Genomic DNA, 14,301 nt, shown 5'->3' with positions numbered 1-14,301 from the left:
CCCCGAGGCCGCGCCGGCGACCAGCACGGCCACCCCGACGGCCACCCCGACGGCCACCCCCACCGGCCCGCCCGCTCCCGCGTCGACCGCCGCCACCGCGTCGCCGGCGCACGCGACTCCGGCGACCCCCGCCGGCGGCACGGCGCGCCCGTCGGTACAGCGCATCGCCATCCGGCGACCCGAGCGCCCGGCGCGCACGAGCCGTCGCACCACTCGCCCCGGCTCCGACGGCCCACCCGACAGCCCGGCGTCGTGCTGACCGTCGGCGTCGACATCGGCGGCACCTCGGTGCGCGCGGGGGTCGTGGAGCCCGACGGGACGGTCGTCGCCGAAGCCGCCGCGCCCACCCCGGACCACGCCGGCGCCCTCGACGACACCGTCGTGGACCTCGTCGGCGACCTCGCCGCCGGGCGGCCGGTCGCCGGGGTCGGGCTGGCGGTCGCCGGATTCGTCGACCCCGATCGGCGCAGCGTCGCGTTCGGCGCCCACGTGCCGTGGCGCGACGACCTGGTCGTCGACCGTCTCACCGACCGCCTCGGCCTGCCCGTGGTGCTCGAGCACGACGCCAACGCCGCGGGTCTCGCCGAGCACCGGGTCGGGGCGGCGGCGGGTGCGTCGGTGGCGGTGCTCGTGGCCCTCGGCACCGGGATCGGCGCGGCGCTGCTCGTCGACGGCGCGGTGTTCCGCGGGGCGTACGGCGTCGCGCCCGAGCTCGGGCACCTGACCGTCGTGCGTGGTGGGCGCCCGTGCCCCTGCGGCAAGCACGGATGCCTCGAGCGCTACTGCAGCGGCACCGCGCTGGGCCGATCGGCGGAAGAACTGATCGCCGCGTCGGAGGACTTCTCGGTGCTCCGGGCGACGTGGGAGCGTGCCGAGCCGGTCAGCGGGCGGGACGTCGCGCACGCGGCCGAGGCGGGCGACGCGCTGGCCGCCCGGGTGGTCGACGAGTTCGCGGAGTGGCTGGGGCAGGCGCTCGCGCTGGTCGCGGACGTGTTCGACCCCGACGTCGTGGTGATCGGCGGCGAGGTCTCGGCGTCGGCGGCCCTGTACCTCGACCGGGCCCGGCGGCGCTACGCCGACGAGGTCACCGGCAACGGCCACCGGCGGCTCGCGGACGTCCGTCCGGCGATGCTGGGCGGGCGCGCCGGGATCATCGGCGCGGCCCTGGACGCGCGGGAACGCGCCTAGCGACCACGGATCGCTAGAGGATCGCCCCGTCGTCCGGCCCGTCGTCGGGCTCGCGGTGGCGCCGCAGCCCGAACACGAGCCAGCCCAGGCCCGCCGTCATCGCGAGGAGGCCGGGCACGATGCCCAGCCCGACCGGCCCGCCGAGCAGGCCGGGCACCGCGAGCAGGACGACCCCGACCACGAGCAGCGCCAGCCCGAGCAGGCTGGACAGGCCGAGGTGCGGCAGTGGCGGCGGCTCCGGCGGGACGTAGTGCTCGTCCTCGGGCGGTGTGGGCGGGATGTGCCGGCGAGGGCCCTCGGTAGCCGGGTCGACACGCGGGTGGGCGGCGGGCCGCGGCGGGACGGGCGGCGGGTCGGGCGGCGGTGTGTCGGGCGGCGGTGTGTCGGGCGGCGGGGAGCGGCGGGGAGCCGTCCCCAGGCCCGAGGAGGGACCGTCGTCGGAGCGGGCTTCGGGCGCCTGCGGCCGCTCCGGGTGCCCGGGGACGTCCTCGTCCGGCCAGCGCGGCGCGTCGTCGGCCGCCCAGTCGGCGACGATCGAGGCGAACGCGGCGTCGACGTCCTCGGGCAGGTCGGGGCGGCGGGCGGACGGGTCGGGGCGCACCCCGTCGGGTCCGGTGGCGTCGGGGTCGGGCGCGGTCATGCGGAGGTCCCTGAGGTGGAGCCGGCGGAGTCCGTCGAGCGGGCGGCGTGCACGCGGCGGACGAACACCACGCTGTCGGTGAAGATGCGCGGGGCGTCGTTGTCGAGCGTCGCGACGTGGTGGCTGTCGGCCAGGACGACGTCGGTGACGTCGTCGGAGCCGATCCCCTGGAGCACGAGGGTGCTGTTGACCGGCTCCACCACGTGGTCGGTGAGGGAGTGGAACAGCAGGACGGGGCAGCGCACCCGCCCGAGGTCGGGGCGCACGAGCTCCCAGAGGGCCGTCAGCGACACGGCGGCGCGCGTCGGCAGGCGGTCGTAGGCCAGCTCGGTGGCGCCGGGCTTCTTGATGTCTCCTGCGACGCCCGGCACCCAGGGCACCACCCACTGGATGTACGGCGCGATCGCCGCGTCCTTGCGCAGGGTGGTGACCGACGGGTTGACCAGCGCGATGCCGGCCAGGTCGTCGCCGCGCTCCTGCGCGAGGCGCAGCGTGAGCGTCCCGCCCATCGACTGACCGAACACGAACACCGAGCGGTACTCGCGCCGCAGGTCGTCGACGGCGCGCTCGACCTCGGCGTACCAGTCCGGCCAGCGGGTGCGGTTGAGGTCCTGCCACCGGGTGCCGTGGCCGGGCAGCCGAGGCCCGCGGACGCCGATGCCCTCCGCGGCGAGGTGCTCGCCCCACGCCCGCATGCTCTGCGGCGTGCCGGTGAGCCCGTGGCTGAGCACGACGCCGATCTCGCGCGCGCCGTCGCCGGGGTCGGAGGCGAAAGGCTCGGCTCCGGGCAGCACGGGCACGGGGACCTCCGAGCGCCGGACGGCGCGGCGTCAGGCCGCCGTAGTGGCGGGGGAGCGGTTCGGGATCCCTATCGTGGCACGTCCCACACGGTCGGGTCACGCGTCGGGTGGTGTGTCGCGCCGGACGGTCCGCGCCGGCGGCGTACGGGTGGCCGATGTCCGGACGGACGGGGTGTGACCCGTCGCGCGGCGGTGCCGCCGTGTGCCCCCACGACCTAGGCTCGCGGGAGGGACGGACGGGAGGCCCGGTGCTCTACTGGATCATGAAGTATGTGCTGCTCGGGCCGCTGATGCGCGTGGCGTTCCGGCCCCGCGTCGAGGGTGCCGAGAACCTGCCGCGCCGCGGCGGGGCGCTGGTCGCGTCCAACCACCTCGCGGTGATCGACTCCTTCGTCCTGCCGCTGATGGTGCCCCGGCGCATGGCCTTTCCCGCCAAGGCGGAGTACTTCACCCAGCCCGGCCTGGTCGGGACGCTGAAGCGCTGGTTCTTCACCGGGATGGGCCAGGTGCCGATCGAGCGCGGCAACGGCCGCGCCGCGCGCGCTGCGCTCGACACCGGGATCGGCGTGCTGCGCGAGGGCCGGCTGTTCGGCATCTACCCCGAGGGCACCCGCTCGCCCGACGGGCGGCTCTACAAGGGCAGGACGGGCGTCGCCCGGATGGCACTGGAGGCCGGCGTGCCCGTCGTCCCGGTCGCGATGATCGGCACCGACCGGGCGAACCCGGTCGGCTCGCGGTTCTGGCGCCCGTGCCGCATCGGCATCCGTATCGGTCCGCCGCTGGACTTCTCGCGCTACCTCGAGATCACCGACGACCGGCAGGTCGAGCGGGCCATCACCGACGAGATCATGGACGCGGTGCGGGTGCTCTCCGAGCAGGAGTACGTGGACGTCTACGCGAGCACCGTCAAGGACCAGCAGGGCACCCCGCAGGCGGCCTGACCGGCGGCCCGCGACAATGGTGGTGTGGCTCGGTACTTCTACGACTGCGAGTTCATCGAGGACGGGACCACCATCGAGCTGGTCTCGGTGGGCGCGGTCGACGAGCAGGGCCACGAGTTCTACGCGATCTCCCGTCAGTTCGACCCGATGCGGGCGGGCCCCTGGGTCCGCCAGAACGTCCTCGACAAGCTGCCCGCGATGTCGGACCCGGCGTGGAAGAGCAAGCTCGCGATCCGCGAGGAGTTCTACGAGTTCGTGACCGCCGGCGAGGGTCCCGTCGAGCTCTGGGCCTGGTACGCGGCGTACGACCACGTGGCCATCGCCCAGCTCTGGGGCGCGATGCCCGACCTCCCGCGCGCCCTGCCCCGCTTCACCCGCGACCTGCGCCAGCGCTGGGACGACGTCGGGCGCCCCGAGCTGCCGCCCGCGCCGTCCGACGCCCACGACGCGCTCGCCGACGCGCGTCACAACCTCGCGCGCTGGCAGGTGATCGACGAGCACTGGCGTCATCGGCTCGGCAACGGCTCCGTGCCGTAGGCGACACGCCACGCGCCGAGGTCGTCAGGGGGAACACGGTCGGCGCCGCTGACCGCACCATTACGCTGATGTGTCGTGTGGTCCGTCGACCTTCCCGTGGATGCTCTGCCCGGCCTGCCCCCGCTGCCGTCCCACCTGCGTGACCGCCTGGACGACGCGTTGTCGCGTCCAGCGGCCCAGCAGCCCGACTGGCCGGACGCGCAGGCGGTGACGGACGTGCGCACGGTGCTCGAGCACGTCCCGCCGATCACCGTGCCCGCCGAGGTCGACCGGCTGCAGACGCAGCTGGCCGCCGTCGCGCGGGGCGAGGCGTTCCTGCTCCAGGGCGGCGACTGCGCCGAGACCTTCGCCGACAACACCGAGCCCCACCTGCGCGGCAACATCCGCACGCTGCTGCAGATGGCCGTGGTGCTCACCTACGGCGCGTCGCTGCCCGTGGTGAAGATCGGCCGGATCGCGGGGCAGTACGCCAAGCCGCGCTCGTCGCCCACCGACGCGCTGGGCCTGCCGAGCTATCGGGGCGACATGGTCAACTCGCTGGCCGCCCACGCGGAGCGCCGGGTTCCCGACCCGGGCCGCATGATCCGCGCCTACGCCAACGCGGGCGCGGCGATGAACCTGGTGCGCGCGCTGACCTCCGGCGGCATGGCCGACCTGCACGAGGTCCACGAGTGGAACCGTGAGTTCGTGCGCACCAGCGCGGCAGGCGAGCGCTACGAGGCGGTCGCGGCGGAGATCGACCGGGCGCTGCGGTTCATGTCGGCGGCCGGGGTCACCGACCACTCGCTGCGCGGCACGGAGATCTTCGCCAGCCACGAGGCGCTCGTCCTCGACTACGAGCGGGCCTTGCTCCGGCTGGACTCGCGCGTCGAGGCCACCAGTCGCGAGGACGCCCGCCTGTTCTCCCTCGGCGCCCACTTCCTGTGGATCGGGGAGCGCACCCGCGCTCTCGACGGCGCGCACGTCGCGTTCGCCGAGCTGCTCGCCAACCCGATCGGCATCAAGATCGGGCCGGGGACGACACCGGAGCAGGCGGTGGAGTACGTCGAGCGCCTCGACCCACACCAGCAGCCCGGCCGGCTCACCCTGATCTCCCGCATGGGTGCGGGCAAGGTGCGCGACGTGCTGCCCGGCATCATCGAGAAGGTCACGGCCTCGGGTCACCAGGTGATCTGGCAGTGCGACCCGATGCACGGCAACACCGTCGAGGCCTCCACCGGCTACAAGACCCGCCATTTCGACCAGGTCGTCGACGAGGTGCAGGGTTTCTTCGAGGTCCACCAGCGTCTGGGCACCCACCCCGGCGGCGTCCACGTCGAGCTCACCGGCGAGAACGTCACCGAGTGCCTCGGCGGGGCCCAGGACATCTCCGACACCGACCTCGCCGGCCGGTACGAGACTGCCTGCGACCCCCGCCTCAACACCCAGCAGTCCCTGGAGCTGGCGTTCCTGGTCGCGGAGATGTTGCGCGGCTGATCAGCCGGGCAGGCCGAGGCCCCAGCCGACGGCCCCGGCCGCCACGGTCGCGATCGCCTCGAGCAGGAGCCACGCGGCGAGCAGCCGGCGCGAGCGCGCCCGCGCGCGCCGGCGCTCGATCTGCTCGATGGCGACGTCGATGTCGTCGACGGGGACGTCGGTCCGGCGGCGGTCGGAGGGCTCGTCCTCCCCGTCGGGGCCGAGGTCGTCGTCGGGCTCGTCCTCCTGCCAGGCCTCGCCCTCCCAGGTGTCGTCCTGCTCGTCGGCGCGGTCGTCGGGCCGCTGCTCGGCGCGCACCTCGTCGGCGTCCAGATTCAGCAGCCGCGTGCCCCGCAGCGGCCGGGAGCCGCCGGTGCTCGCGCGGCGCGGCGGCAGGGGCACGGGGTGGAACGGCAGGTCGGCGTCGATCCGGACTCCGCGGGCGGCGGCCAGGAACGCGTCGGCGTCGGCGAGCCGCGCGTCCGGGTCGCGGTGGGTCGCGGCGACCACGAGGCGGTCCAACGCACGCGGGACACCGCCGACCACCGACGACGGGGGCGGCACGTCGTTCTGCACGTGGCGGCGCGCGACGGACACCGCGTCCCCGCCGCCGTGGGGCGGCACGCCGGTGAGCAGCTCGAACAGCACGATGCCGGTGGCGTAGAGGTCGCTGCGCGCGTCGGCGCGGCCGTCGGTGACCTGCTCGGGCGCCAGGTAGGCGACGGTGCCGAGAACCATCTCCCCGGAGTCGTCGGGGTCTGTCTCCCACGCGGCGGCGACCAGCCCGAAGTCGGCGACCTTCACCGACCCGTCCCGCCCGATCAGCACGTTCTCCGGCTTCACGTCGCGGTGCACCAGGCCGCGGTCGTGGGCGATCTGCAGTGCCGTGACGATCTGCTCGGCGACGGTCAGCGCGGCTGCGGGGTGCAGCCGACCCTGGTCGCGCAGGACGTCACGCAGCGTGCCGCCCTCGACGAGCTCCAGGACGAGGAAGACGGTGCCGTCGGGATCGCGGCCCTGGTCGTGGACGGCGACGATCCCCGGGTGCGCGAGGCGCGCGGCGGCCCGGGCCTCGCGCTCGAAGCGCCGCACGAACGCGGGGTCGGAGGCCAGCACGCCGTCCAGGATCTTGATCGCCACCGGGCGCTCCAGACGCAGGTCGACGCCCCGGTGCACCACCGACATCCCACCGCGCGCGAGCACGCCGTCCACCCGGTAGCGCCCCTCCAGCACCGTCCCCTCGGGGTGGGCGGTCGGAGCGGCCATGGTGGCGATGCTACGAGGGCGACGCACGACCGGCGGGGATCCGCGGACGCGACGCGCCCTGCTCCGTCGGGTGACGGCCTGGTCCGACCGGCGGGACGGCGTGGCTGCTGCTTCGCCGTGCGGGCGGCGCGGGGTGGTACCGGCACCTGGTGGCGGAGCGGCTGCGGGCCCGCGGCGACGAGGTCGTCGCGCCCGACCTGCCCGCCGACGACCCGACGGCGGGCGTCCCGCGCCACGTCGCGGTGGCGCTCGAGGCGTCGGGCGACGTCCGGGATGTCGTGGTCGCCGGCCGGTCGCTCGGCGGACCGACCGCCACCGAGATCGCCCGCACCACGCCCGTGCGCCGGCTCGCGCCGGCCAACCCGGACGGGCTCGCCGAGGCGCTGGTCACCAGCATCTGACGGTCTCTCCGCGCCGAGCTCGCACGCTCCCTCTCCCGGGCGCGTGCGGGCTCCGAAAGCGCCTCTCCTCTGGCATGGTGACCGCGTGTCCGAGTCCGCCGTCGCCGCCATCGTGGGACATGACATCGAGGTCGAGACGCTCGCCCAGGTCGCCGAGCGTCTCGGTGTGCCACGCACCCGAGTCAGTCAGATGATCAAGCAGGGCCAGCTGCTGGGGGTCCGGGAGGACGACCGGTGGGTGGTGCCCGCCGCGTTCCTCACCGCGGACGGGGTGGTCAAGGGCCTGCCCGGCACCATCCAGGTGCTCCGCGACGGGGGCTACGCCGACGGGGAGATCCTGCGCTGGCTCTTCGCCGACGACGAGTCCCTGCCGGGCATGCCGATCGACGCCCTGCGCTCCGACCGCGGGCGCGAGGTCAAGCGCCGCGCTCAGGCGATGGCTTTCTGAGGGGGCCTCCGAGCACACCCCGGGTCACGTCCCCCAGGACGCCGTGGACCCGCAGGGCCGCCAGGACCCGGGCGGTGCGCCGCGCGCCGAGCCGCCGGACGAGCGCGGGCGCCAGCGCGGGCCCGGTCCATGCCCGGACGCGGTCGTCGCCGTCGGTCTCGGTGATCTCGATGAGCGTGGGCAGGTCGCGCTCGAGGCCGACCTCCGCCCGCCACAGGGTCACGCGGTAGTCGGTCAGCGGGAGGACGTCGAGGTCGGGACCGACGGCGGTGGCGACGGTGGTGGCCACCGCCCTGCAGCGGGTGCACGCTGCGTCGAAGGCGAGGACGAGCTCGCTCATGGCGTCACGCCCAGGTCGCCGCACGGTGCCGCCACCGGGTGCCGCCACCGGGTGCCGACGGCGTGGGCGAGCCGTGGCAGGGCGACCGCCGCCCGCCTCCGGTTCCCCACCGTGACGCGGCGGCCGAGCACGTCGTAGTCGGCGCCGACGATCTCGTCGAGGATGCCGCCGTACAGCAGGCGAGCGGTGCGGACGCAGGGCCGCGACACCGGATGGAGCAGGGCGATGCCGCGCTCGGCGCGCCGGTACACCGCACGGGTCCGCGCGACGAGATGGGCCAGCGCCCGGCGCACCCGTGGGTCGGTGCGCCCGCTCGCCCGGCCGTGCTCGAGCAGCTCGCGGTCGACGCCGAACGCGGCGAGCTCGTCGCGGGGGAGGTAGACGCGGCCGCGGTCGAGGTCCTCGCCGACGTCGCGCAGGAAGTTCGTGACCTGGAAGGCCACGCCGAGGTCGGCGGCGTACGGCGCGGCCTCCTCGCGGGGCACGACCGTGCCGAGCACCGGCAGCACCTGCAGCCCGATCACCGCGGCCGAGCCGTGCACGTAGCGGGCGAGGTCGTCGAACGTCGGGTAGTCGGTGACGGTGAGGTCCATGGCCATCGAGTCCATGAAGTCCTCGAGGTGGCGGTGGTCGATGCCGTAGCGGGCGACGGTGTCCGCCAGCGCCGCGACCACCGGCTCGCCCTCGGCCACCAGCTCGCGCGGGTCGGTGCCCGCGAGCCCGCGGCGCATGCGGGCCCGGACCTCGTCCAGCCGTGCGGCGACGGCGGCCGGTGAGGCGTCGGCGTCGGGGTCGTCGACGACGTCATCGGCCATCCGGGCGAACCCGTACAGCGCGTGGATCGCGGGCCGCTGCGCGGGGGCGAGCAGGCGCGTGGCCAGGAAGTACGTGCGTCCGTGCGCGGCGTTGAGGGCACGGCACCGCGTGTAGGCGGCGCGCAGGGCCGGATCGGTGACGCCGGCCGCGTCCAGTTCGGTGGTCATCCGGTGATCCGCGCGGCGGCCAGCTTCCCGGACACGAGCACGGTCGGGACCCCGACACCCGGCGTCGTGCCGCAGCCCGCGAGCACGACGTTGCCCTCGCCGCGGACGAGGTTGCCGGGGCGGAAGGGACCGGTCTGGGCGAACGTGTGCGCGGCGGAGAACGGGGTGCCGGCGGCGAGGCCGAGCCGTGACCAGTCGTCGGGGGTGATGACGTGCTCGGCGACCGGCTCGCCGAAGGTGATCCCGCGCCCGGCCAGCACGGCACGCAGCTCGTCGCGGTAGCGCGGCCCGATCCGGCCCCAGTCCACCGGCGCCCGGTCGGTGTTCGGCGCCGGCGCGAGGACGCTGATCAGCTCGTGGCCGTCGGGCGCGAGCAAGGGATCGGTGGCCGTCGGGTGCGTGACCAGCAGCGACGGGTCGGACATCAGCCGCCCCTCGGTGATGATCTCGTCGAACGTGCCCGCCCACGCTTCGCCGAACGAGATGGTGTGGTGGCCCAGCCCGGTCCCGGCGGGCACGCCCGCGTGCCACACGTACGCCGACGGCGACCAGCGCACCGGCACCGGCCGTCGCGGGGTGCGCCCGAGAAGGCCGTAGGCGACGGGGAGGTCGCAGGTCAGGACGACGGCGTCGGCGGCGAGCCGGTCGCCGTCGGCGCCCGGATCGCCGGTGGGGACCGTGCGTACCGCGCGCGCCCGGCCCGCGGAGCGCTCGAGGCCGGTCACCGTCGTGCCGTAGCGGAACTCGGCGCCCGCGTCGGCGGCCGTGTCGGCGAGGGCCTGCGGCAGCGCGCGCACCCCGCCCCGGGGGAACGAGACGCCCGCGATCGTGTCCATGTAGGCGATCACGGCGTACGCGGCGAGCGCGCGGGCGGGCGGGACACCGGCGTAGAGCGCCTGGAAGGAGAAGATGCGCCGCAGCCGCTCGTCGGCGAGGAACGCCCCGATCCGTGGGCCGAGCCGCCCGAAGCCACCCATCGCGCCGAGGCGGGCGAGCTCGGGGGAGAGCACGTCGAGCGGGGTGTCGAAGTTGGCGTCGATGAACGTCGCCATCTGTACGCGGTAGAGCTCGGTGAGCCAGGCGCGCAGCCGGCGGTAGCCCTCGGCGTCGGCGGCGGAGACCTTCTCGCGGATCTCCTGCTCCATGGCGCCCGGCTCGGTGTGCACGTCGATCGCCGACCCGTCGGCGAACCGCGCGTGGTAGGCGGGGTGCAGGTCGACGAGCTCGAGCCGGTCGCCGAGCTTCTCGCCGACCGCGCCCAGGGCCTCCTCGATCAGCTCCGGCATCGTGATGACCGTCGGACCGGTGTCGAGGCGGAAGCTCGACCCGTCGGACGGCAGATCGAGCCGTCCGGCGCGGCCGCCCGGCGTCGGGTCGCGCTCGACGACGGTGACCCGCCGTCCCGCGCCGAGCAGATGCAGGGCGGTCGCCAGGCCGGCGAGGCCTGCGCCCACGACGACGACGTGGTCGGTGGGGGACCGGACGGTGCGGGTGCTCACCGCGCACGCCGGGTCGCGGCCACGGCCAGGTCGGCGAGCCGGTCCGCGGCGGGCGCGGCGAGGGCCGGCGCATCGGTGTCCCGGACGGCGTCGAGCGCCGACGCGGTGAGGTCGGCGATGCGCCGCTCGACGTCGTCGACGACCCCGAGGGTCTGCAGCGCCTCGCGGGCGGCGGCGACGTCGTCGGCGTCGAGGTCGAGCTTGCCGAGGGTCCGCTCGACGGCGGCGGCCGTCGCGCGGTCGGTGTGCTGGCGGCTCAGGGCGACGAGCAGGGTGAGCTTGCCCTCGCGGAGGTCGTCGCCCGCGGGCTTGCCGGTGACGGCCGGGTCGCCGAACACGCCGAGCAGGTCGTCGCGCAGCTGGAAGGCGACGCCGAGGTCGCGACCGTAGTGGCGCAGGGCACGCACCGTCGCGTCGTCGGCGCCGGCGATCGCCGCCCCGAGGTGCAGCGGCCGCTCGACGGTGTAGGCCGCGGTCTTGTAGCGGCTGATGCGCAGAGCGGTCTCGGGGCTCGAGTCCGACGTGGCGTGCCCGCGGACGTCGAGGAACTGACCGCCGAGCACCTCGGTGCGCATGGCCTGCCACACCGGGCGGGCGCGCGCGATCGCCGCGGGGCCGAGACCGGCGTCGTGCAGCATGTCGTCGGCCCAGGCCAGCGCCAGGTCGCCGAGCAGGATGGCCACCGCGGCGCCGAACCGCGTCGGGTCCCCGGTCCAGCCGGCGCCGGCGTGCCGGGACGCCCAGCGCGCGTGGACGGTCGGCTCGCCGCGGCGGGTGTCGGAGTCGTCGATGAGGTCGTCGTGGACGAGCGCGCAGCCCTGGATCAGCTCCAGGGCACTCACGGCCCGCAGCACGGTGCCCGGGTCGTCGAGACCCCCGGCGGCGCGCCAGCCCCACCAGGCGAACGTCGGGCGCAGGCGCTTGCCCCCCGCGAGGACGAAGCGCGCCAGGTCGTCGGTGGCCTCCGCGAACTCCTCGCCCACGTCGACGGTGTCCCGGCGGCGACCGGCGAGATAGTCGGCGAGCTCGGCGGTGACGGCCGTGGGCAGGTCGCGTTCGAGGGTGTCGAGGTCGTACCGGCCGTCGGTGTCGAAGGGGTCCGCAGGCCCGTTCCCGACCGTCGTCGAGGCCCCGCCCACCGTCATACGCGCTCTTCCCCTCCGGACGTCCGCCGTGGATGGGAACGAGCGTAGGGGCGTCCGGTGGAACCGGCTGATCGGGCGGTCCCGGTCACAACCGTCCTCCGTGCGAACGGCCTGTCACCGTAGGGTCGACGGATGGCTACTGTGACGGAGCGCATCCAGCGCGGGGTGCCGACGTTCTCGGCGGAGTTCTTCCCGCCCAAGGACGACGAGGGCGAGGCGACCCTCTGGCGGACCATCCGTGACCTCGAGCCCCTGGACCCGGCCTTCGTGTCGGTCACCTACGGCGCGGGCGGTTCCAGCCGCGACCGCACCGTGCGGACCACCGGGCGCATCGCCACCGACACCACGCTGACCGCCATGGCCCACCTCACGGCCGTGGACGCCTCCCTCGACGACCTCCGTCAGGTGATCGGCTCCTACGCCGCGGCCGGGATCCGCAACGTGCTCGCGATCCGGGGTGATCCCCCCGGGGACAAGGACGCCGACTGGGTGCCGCACCCGGCGGGCCTGAGCTACACCGAGGAGCTGGTGCACATGGTGCGCCGCCTCGGGGACTTCTGCTGCGGCGTCGCGGCCTTCCCGTACCTGCACCCGCGGTCGGTCGACGAGGATTCCGACACGCGCTTCTTCATCCAGAAGGTGAAGGCGGGTGCCGAGTTCGCCATCACCCAGATGTTCTATGACGCCGACCAGTTCCTGCGGATGCGTGACCGGATCGCCGCCGCCGGCTGCGAGATCCCGATCATGCCGGGTCTCATGCCGGTCACGACACCGAAGTCGGCCGAGCGCGGCGCGGACTTCGCGGGTGCGCCGCTGCCCACGGCCATGTCCGAGCGGCTCGACCCGCTGGTGGACGACAAGGCGGGCTACCGCGACGCCGGGATCGACCTGTGCGTCGAGCTCTCGCAGCGGATGTTCGACGAGGGCGTCACCAACATCCACTACATCAGCATGAACCGCTCGCCGGCCGTGGTGGACGTGGTCGAGCGTCTCGGCATCGCGGCGCGACCCGGCGCCTGACGCCCCTGTCGGCCGACCCCGTCCGGACGCCGTCCGGGCGGGGTCAGCGGCGTGCGCGGGTGTGTACCTGGGTGCGCGACGACATCGCCAGCACCACCACGATCGCGACGGCGACCGCGACGACCGCGAGCAGCAGGAGCGCCCAGAGGATCCAGGACGGCGCGCTCGGGTCCGGGTAGTCGACCACCGCGTTGACGTCGGTGACGGTGCCGGGCTGGAACGTCCAGCTGATGACGCCGTTCGCGGCCGTGCCGTCGGTCTGGCGGATCTCCCCAGGGAAGGCGATCTTGAGCTGGACGTCGGAGCTCTCCGGCGACACCCGCGTCAGGTCGACCTGCCCGGTGACGACGACGCGGTCGCCGGAACGGCGCATCTGCACGCGGATCGCCTGGCCCGTCGACGGGCTGACGGCCGGCAGGACCCGCGTGACGTCCTCGAACGTCAGGTCGTCGAAGCGCAGCCGGGAGCCGATGTAACCGTCCTGCTCGTAGCGCTCCACCGACACGTCGCCGCTGAGCTCGTCGGGCACCTGCAGCGGCGGGCCCGACCCGTCCGGTGACCCGTCCGGTGTCGCGATGTCGACGACACCGGAGACCCGGTCGTCGGGGGAGACGGCCATGCCGGCGCGTACCCGCACGCACCCGGCACCCAGGACACCGACCAGCGCGAGGAGCACGGCGAGCAGGACCAGCGTGCGACGCGGGCGGCCCCGGGGTGGCACGGACGTCGTCTCGGGTCCGGCGGTCGGGGCGGGAGCGGTGTCGGGCACCCGCGCATGGTGCCAGGCGACCCCGACGGTCCCTCTCAGGCTGGGCCCGGGGTGGCGCCCGGCGTGCTCGAGGTCTGCGTCGGGTCGAGCGGCAGCGGGCGCCCGAGCACGGCGAACGGGCGGGGGTCGCTGGTGAAGCGGTGGTGGCGCAGCACGTCGTGGAAGCCGAGGCGTCGGTAGAGCGACCACGCCCGGGTCGGGTTGTCGGCCTCCGGGGTCGAGAGCAGCACGTGCCGGTCGAGGGGGTGGGCGAGCAGCCGGCGGGCCAGCGCCTCGCCGATCCCGCCGCCCTGGACGTCGGGGCGCACGTGCAGCTCGGTGAGCTCGAAGTAGTCGCCGAGGACGGTCTCGGCCAGCTCGCGGCCCGCGGCCCCGGAGGCCAGCAGGCCGCGGCGCACCTCCTCGTACCACCACTGACCGCGGGCGCCGGGATAGCCGTACGCGATGCCCCACAGCGAGCGGTCGGGCCCGATCGCGGCCGCGGCGTGCCAGCCCGTGCGGCGGGAGTGCTCGATCCACATCGGGCGGCGCTGGCGCACGGTGCCGGGCGGGTAGCCCATCGCGCGGACGTAGACGGTGAGCGCCTCGTCCAGCCGCGCCGCGAGATCGTCGGGTGTCAGGTCGACGACGGACGCGCGGGCGGGGGCGGCGGTCACCGGCCGGCTCCCGGACCAGCGGAGGCGGGGTGCGACACCCCGTCATCTCACCACGGCGCAGCGCGCGGTCCACCCGTCCGTCGTCCGGTGGCGGACGCTTCCGAGGCGTTCTCGACACCCCCTCGGGGCGACTTGACGGCGCCGGACCGAGCGGGTTCACTGGTCGACATCGAACACATGTTCGACAGCTCGGGCGGCGGGGCGGGGGAAGCG

Annotated in this window: 16 protein-coding genes; 7 read left to right on the top strand and 9 right to left on the bottom strand. The window is 75.1% G+C overall.

What is annotated here, in order from left to right; genetic code table 11:
• Positions 1-252: 252 nt before the first annotated feature.
• The gene (locus tag AC2A1K_RS30600; protein WP_483900125.1) at positions 253-1,188 is read left to right on the top strand and encodes an ROK family protein; all 936 of its coding nucleotides are present in this window, start codon (positions 253-255) and stop codon (positions 1,186-1,188) included.
• A gap of 13 nt (positions 1,189-1,201) precedes the next feature.
• Here AC2A1K_RS30600 and AC2A1K_RS30595 read toward each other — a convergent pair whose 3' ends face one another.
• Both AC2A1K_RS30595 and AC2A1K_RS30590 read right to left on the bottom strand, forming a co-directional pair.
• On the bottom strand, positions 1,202-1,828 hold the full coding sequence (locus AC2A1K_RS30595; RefSeq protein ID WP_483900124.1) for a hypothetical protein: 627 nt from the start codon (positions 1,826-1,828) through the stop codon (positions 1,202-1,204).
• Positions 1,825-2,628 carry an alpha/beta hydrolase gene (locus AC2A1K_RS30590; RefSeq protein WP_483900123.1) on the bottom strand — a complete coding sequence of 268 codons (804 nt, stop codon included), beginning with the start codon at positions 2,626-2,628 and terminating at the stop codon, positions 1,825-1,827. Before AC2A1K_RS30590 ends, AC2A1K_RS30595 begins: the two co-directional genes overlap by 4 nt.
• 248 nt (positions 2,629-2,876) lie before the next feature.
• Here AC2A1K_RS30590 and AC2A1K_RS30585 point away from each other — a divergent pair, with 248 nt between their 5' ends.
• From AC2A1K_RS30585 to AC2A1K_RS30575, 3 genes are all read left to right on the top strand, one after another.
• The gene (locus AC2A1K_RS30585; RefSeq protein WP_483900122.1) at positions 2,877-3,569 is read left to right on the top strand and encodes a lysophospholipid acyltransferase family protein; all 693 of its coding nucleotides are present in this window, start codon (positions 2,877-2,879) and stop codon (positions 3,567-3,569) included.
• Positions 3,570-3,593: 24 nt separating this feature from the next.
• A complete protein-coding gene (locus AC2A1K_RS30580) occupies positions 3,594-4,106 on the top strand; it encodes a polyadenylate-specific 3'-exoribonuclease AS (protein WP_483900121.1) in 513 nt (170 codons plus the stop codon).
• A gap of 75 nt (positions 4,107-4,181) precedes the next feature.
• The gene (locus AC2A1K_RS30575) at positions 4,182-5,582 is read left to right on the top strand and encodes a class II 3-deoxy-7-phosphoheptulonate synthase (RefSeq protein ID WP_483900120.1); all 1,401 of its coding nucleotides are present in this window, start codon (positions 4,182-4,184) and stop codon (positions 5,580-5,582) included.
• On the opposite strand, the gene AC2A1K_RS30570 is transcribed toward AC2A1K_RS30575, so the two are convergent.
• A complete protein-coding gene (locus AC2A1K_RS30570) occupies positions 5,583-6,827 on the bottom strand; it encodes a protein kinase domain-containing protein (protein ID WP_483900119.1) in 1,245 nt (414 codons plus the stop codon).
• Positions 6,828-6,976: 149 nt separating this feature from the next.
• On the opposite strand from AC2A1K_RS30570, the gene AC2A1K_RS30565 reads away from it, so the two are divergent.
• The gene (locus AC2A1K_RS30565) at positions 6,977-7,228 is read left to right on the top strand and encodes a hypothetical protein (RefSeq protein WP_483900118.1); all 252 of its coding nucleotides are present in this window, start codon (positions 6,977-6,979) and stop codon (positions 7,226-7,228) included.
• Between the two features lie 85 nt (positions 7,229-7,313).
• Positions 7,314-7,676, top strand: coding sequence for an Rv2175c family DNA-binding protein (locus AC2A1K_RS30560; protein WP_483900117.1), 363 nt, complete (start codon positions 7,314-7,316; stop codon positions 7,674-7,676).
• Here the strand turns inward: AC2A1K_RS30560 and AC2A1K_RS30555 are convergent.
• Genes AC2A1K_RS30555 through AC2A1K_RS30540 form a run of 4 tightly spaced genes read right to left on the bottom strand, consistent with a single transcriptional unit; the run spans position 7,645 to position 11,643 of the window.
• Positions 7,645-8,016, bottom strand: coding sequence for a hypothetical protein (locus AC2A1K_RS30555; RefSeq protein ID WP_483900116.1), 372 nt, complete (start codon positions 8,014-8,016; stop codon positions 7,645-7,647). The two genes, AC2A1K_RS30560 and AC2A1K_RS30555, sit on opposite strands and share 32 nt — an antisense overlap.
• Positions 8,013-8,999, bottom strand: coding sequence for a phytoene/squalene synthase family protein (locus AC2A1K_RS30550; protein WP_483900115.1), 987 nt, complete (start codon positions 8,997-8,999; stop codon positions 8,013-8,015). The genes AC2A1K_RS30555 and AC2A1K_RS30550 overlap by 4 nt, the downstream gene beginning before the upstream one ends.
• Positions 8,996-10,498 carry a phytoene desaturase family protein gene (crtI, locus tag AC2A1K_RS30545; protein ID WP_483900114.1) on the bottom strand — a complete coding sequence of 501 codons (1,503 nt, stop codon included), beginning with the start codon at positions 10,496-10,498 and terminating at the stop codon, positions 8,996-8,998. Before crtI ends, AC2A1K_RS30550 begins: the two co-directional genes overlap by 4 nt.
• Complete coding sequence (locus tag AC2A1K_RS30540; protein ID WP_483900113.1) at positions 10,495-11,643, bottom strand: polyprenyl synthetase family protein; 1,149 nt, start codon at positions 11,641-11,643, stop codon at positions 10,495-10,497. The genes crtI and AC2A1K_RS30540 overlap by 4 nt, the downstream gene beginning before the upstream one ends.
• 132 nt (positions 11,644-11,775) lie before the next feature.
• On the opposite strand from AC2A1K_RS30540, the gene AC2A1K_RS30535 reads away from it, so the two are divergent.
• Positions 11,776-12,663 (top strand): methylenetetrahydrofolate reductase, encoded by an 888-nt coding sequence (locus AC2A1K_RS30535; protein ID WP_483900112.1) that lies wholly within the window; start codon positions 11,776-11,778, stop codon positions 12,661-12,663.
• 43 nt (positions 12,664-12,706) lie between these two features.
• Here the strand turns inward: AC2A1K_RS30535 and AC2A1K_RS30530 are convergent, their stop codons facing one another.
• Both AC2A1K_RS30530 and AC2A1K_RS30525 read right to left on the bottom strand, forming a co-directional pair.
• Positions 12,707-13,432, bottom strand: a complete 726-nt coding sequence (locus AC2A1K_RS30530) for a DUF3153 domain-containing protein (protein ID WP_483900111.1) — start codon at positions 13,430-13,432, stop codon at positions 12,707-12,709.
• A gap of 35 nt (positions 13,433-13,467) precedes the next feature.
• Positions 13,468-14,088, bottom strand: coding sequence for a GNAT family N-acetyltransferase (locus tag AC2A1K_RS30525; protein WP_483900110.1), 621 nt, complete (start codon positions 14,086-14,088; stop codon positions 13,468-13,470).
• Positions 14,089-14,301 lie beyond the last annotated feature (213 nt).

The sequence above is a fragment of the Actinomycetospora sp. 2LY8.5 genome (assembly GCF_057180585.1).
This window is presented reverse-complemented; position numbering and strand designations above follow the sequence as displayed.